The 3,411-nt window shown below is 47.2% G+C and carries 6 protein-coding genes and 1 pseudogene; all 7 read left to right on the top strand.

Annotation, left to right across the window (positions count from 1 at the left end; genetic code table 11):
- A pseudogene (locus ACTHUE_RS13535) lies at window positions 1-217 on the top strand (VENN motif pre-toxin domain-containing protein); the annotation flags it as partial.
- A 144-nt stretch (window positions 218-361) separates the two neighbouring features.
- Window positions 362-478 (top strand): hemolysin D, encoded by a 117-nt coding sequence (locus tag ACTHUE_RS13530; protein WP_083290052.1) that lies wholly within the window; start codon window positions 362-364, stop codon window positions 476-478.
- Between the two features lie 9 nt (window positions 479-487).
- The gene (locus tag ACTHUE_RS13525) at window positions 488-874 is read left to right on the top strand and encodes a hypothetical protein (protein WP_070461245.1); all 387 of its coding nucleotides are present in this window, start codon (window positions 488-490) and stop codon (window positions 872-874) included.
- Between the two features lie 126 nt (window positions 875-1,000).
- Window positions 1,001-2,344 carry an argininosuccinate synthase gene (gene argG / locus ACTHUE_RS13520; protein WP_249552144.1) on the top strand — a complete coding sequence of 448 codons (1,344 nt, stop codon included), beginning with the start codon at window positions 1,001-1,003 and terminating at the stop codon, window positions 2,342-2,344.
- A 42-nt stretch (window positions 2,345-2,386) separates the two neighbouring features.
- Window positions 2,387-2,602: a DUF4177 domain-containing protein gene (locus tag ACTHUE_RS13515; RefSeq protein WP_003749376.1), complete on the top strand. Its 216-nt coding sequence runs from the start codon at window positions 2,387-2,389 to the stop codon at window positions 2,600-2,602.
- On the top strand, window positions 2,595-2,810 hold the full coding sequence (locus ACTHUE_RS13510; RefSeq protein WP_440398736.1) for a hypothetical protein: 216 nt from the start codon (window positions 2,595-2,597) through the stop codon (window positions 2,808-2,810). Before ACTHUE_RS13515 ends, ACTHUE_RS13510 begins: the two co-directional genes overlap by 8 nt.
- 129 nt (window positions 2,811-2,939) lie before the next feature.
- Window positions 2,940-3,389 (top strand): DUF3290 domain-containing protein, encoded by a 450-nt coding sequence (locus ACTHUE_RS13505; protein WP_107724199.1) that lies wholly within the window; start codon window positions 2,940-2,942, stop codon window positions 3,387-3,389.
- Window positions 3,390-3,411 lie beyond the last annotated feature (22 nt).

Here is a 3,411-nt window from a genome sequence, read left to right as displayed (position 1 = left end):
ACTAAATATCAATCAGCTTAATCCAATAGCTATAATATGCATGTTTGATGGTGCTTTCTCAGATTTTAATTATCTGAAGAATATAGATATAATTCAACAAACTTATGCATTCTGGTCAAAAGATATTGGTTTGTATATTGCTGAAGATACAGATACCCTACAATCAAATGAATGGAGTGAAAAAATTATATATCTATATAACCATATAGATATATAACAAGCATAGCCAGCGTAGCCAGTCTGTCTGATAGCAAGCGTGGGTGCTCGCACTCACGCGTTCTCTTTTTCGCTGTTAATCCGCTTTCAGGCAGCCTTAAAACCACTTACACTTACCTTTTTTGTTTTACCCCCCCTCTAAACTATGCCCACCATCACAACCCTAAACATCATCTCCCCTAAACTCTACCCCAATGAACAATGGAACGAAAGCGAAGCACTCGGTGCCATCACTTGGCTATGGTATAGGTGCAACGGATAGGAGAGGCTCATGTTTGTAATCGGCATTTTTGCGTTTTTCATGTTCATTATCAGCCTTTTTGTGTGTACGTTTGTGCTGATTGTTCAGTATTTGATTATTCGCCGTAAAATTCATCAAGACAAACGGGCAGTCAATTTTCGCGCCAAATATGCTACGCTTTCCACATTTTTTATACAATGGGTTGTTCTGAACGCATTCAGCCTCTTGCCTGCAAACCGTATGATTTTTTCACTGGCAGTCTTTACGGATATTTTACTTGGTTTTTTGTGGTTGTTTTTTGTTGCAACCAATGCAGATGAAATGTGGCGTTTGACCGGGCAAAAAGGCTACTTGTTGTGGCCTTTGGCAGCTGCTTCGGTTTGGGCAGTATGCTTCATTGCATTCAGCGTCAGATAGCACCATCAATAATTGCGGACAAATGCCGTCTGAAAACCTGAATGCTTTTTCAGACGGCATCAAAGTAGATTATCTTATCCATTTATAAGATAATGGTTTCAACTTTTCAAGTCTGGAGGAATCCCAATGAGCCAAAACCATACCATTTTACAAAATCTCCCCGTCGGTCAAAAAGTCGGCATCGCCTTCTCCGGCGGTCTTGATACCTCTGCCGCGCTGTTGTGGATGAAACTCAAAGGCGCACTGCCTTACGCCTACACCGCCAACCTCGGCCAACCTGACGAAGACGATTACAACGCTATTCCTAAAAAAGCGATGGAATACGGCGCAGAAAATGCCCGCCTGATTGACTGCCGCGCGCAGTTGGCACACGAGGGCATCGCCGCCATCCAATGCGGTGCGTTCCACGTTTCCACCGGCGGCATAGCCTATTTCAACACCACGCCTTTGGGCCGCGCCGTTACCGGCACCATGCTCGTTTCCGCCATGAAAGAAGACGATGTGAATATCTGGGGCGACGGCAGCACCTACAAAGGCAACGACATCGAGCGTTTCTACCGCTACGGCCTATTGACCAATCCGGCGTTGAAAATCTACAAACCTTGGCTCGACCAACAATTTATCGACGAACTCGGCGGCCGTCACGAAATGAGCGAATTTTTGATTGCCAACGGCTTCAACTACAAAATGTCGGTTGAAAAAGCCTACTCTACCGACTCCAACATGCTGGGTGCCACCCACGAAGCCAAAGACTTGGAATTCCTCAACAGCGGCATCAAAATCGTTAAGCCCATCATGGGCGTTGCCTTCTGGGACGAAAGCGTCGAAGTCAAACCCGAAGAAGTTAGCGTACGCTTTGAAGAAGGCGTGCCGGTTGCACTAAACGGCAAAGAATACGCCGATCCTGTCGAACTCTTCCTCGAGGCCAACCGCATCGGCGGCCGCCACGGCTTGGGCATGAGCGACCAAATCGAAAACCGCATCATCGAAGCCAAATCGCGCGGCATCTACGAAGCCCCGGGCATGGCATTGTTCCACATCGCCTACGAGCGTTTGGTCACCGGCATCCACAACGAAGACACCATCGAACAATACCGCATCAACGGCCTGCGCCTCGGCCGCCTGCTCTACCAAGGCCGCTGGTTTGACAGCCAAGCCCTTATGTTGCGCGAAACCGCCCAACGCTGGGTCGCCAAAGCCATCACCGGCGAAGTCACCCTCGAACTGCGCCGCGGCAACGACTACTCGATTCTGAACACCGAATCGCCCAACCTGACCTACCAACCGGAACGCCTGAGCATGGAAAAAGTCGAAGACGCAGCGTTCACACCGCTCGACCGCATCGGCCAACTGACCATGCGCAACCTCGACATCACCGATACCCGCGCCAAACTGGGTATTTACTCGCAAAGCGGTTTGTTGGCATTGGGCGAAGGCTCCGTATTACCGCAGTTGAATAATAAGGAGTAGAATCAGGGGGCTTTAAAGCCCCCTTATTTTCAAAGGAATAAAATGAAAGAATATAAAGCCGTCATTTATCAAGAGAACCTGCTTTCCAGTTTGGTTTTCGGCAGCGCCAAAATCAATCCGGTCAAATTCAGCGATTTCCTCAACAGCCACGCTTCGCAAGGCTGGAAGGTCGTTACCATGGAAAAAGACCAACGCCGCATGCTGCTGTTTTTCGTGCGTGAAGCCTACGTCGTCATTTTGGAAAAAGAACGTGTTTAAACTCGGCGTCTATGCCTGTCTCGGATTGTTCGTCAGCTGGGTGTTGCTCTTGATTTTGCAACTTTGGTTTTCCTTCGTCGATGCCGATATGTTTCTCAAAATCACCCTGACCATGGCAGGTCTTTTCATTATCATTCTGGCCAGCTTACTGGTCATCGGCCAGTATTTTTCCGAAAAGAAAATGAAAGACGACGGATTTATCAACTGATACTACTTCGGGAAGCGCCATGTATGCTTTATCCGAAACCTTAACGCAAAATCCTTGTTTAATAGACAAGGCCGTCTGAAATGTAAGTTTCAGACGGCCTGATTACCCTTCCCAAATTTATCAAATACCATGAAATTCTTTTCTCACTTTTATCTTGAAAATCATATGTATTTCCACGACTACTTGAAATATATCCTGATTTTCGCCGCCCTCGTCATCCTCCTGCTCACCGTATCGCAATACCTGCGCCACCGTATGGACACCAAATACCGCGACCTGAGCATTATTGCGCTGTTGTTGCTCATCCTCATCTGCGGCACGCAATATCTTTCATACAGCGAGCGTCAAAACTTTGCCGCCGATACTTCGCGCATGGTGGGTTTTCTCAATGCCTTGATTGAAAACCAAAAAGTTGAAAAACAAGACATCATCGTCAACAGCACGCGCCTGTTCAACGGCATGATTATCGGCATCAAAAACCAATACTACGAAGTCCATTTCAATCAAGACTTCTCCGCCTACACGCTGACGCCCATCAATTTGGTCAACAACAATATCGAACTCATCGATAAAGAATAACAGGATACACACACATGGAAGC

The sequence above is a fragment of the Neisseria sp. P0021.S005 genome, assembly GCF_051956955.1.
Note: the sequence above shows the minus strand (reverse complement) of the source record. Positions and strands in the feature narration are given on the sequence as shown.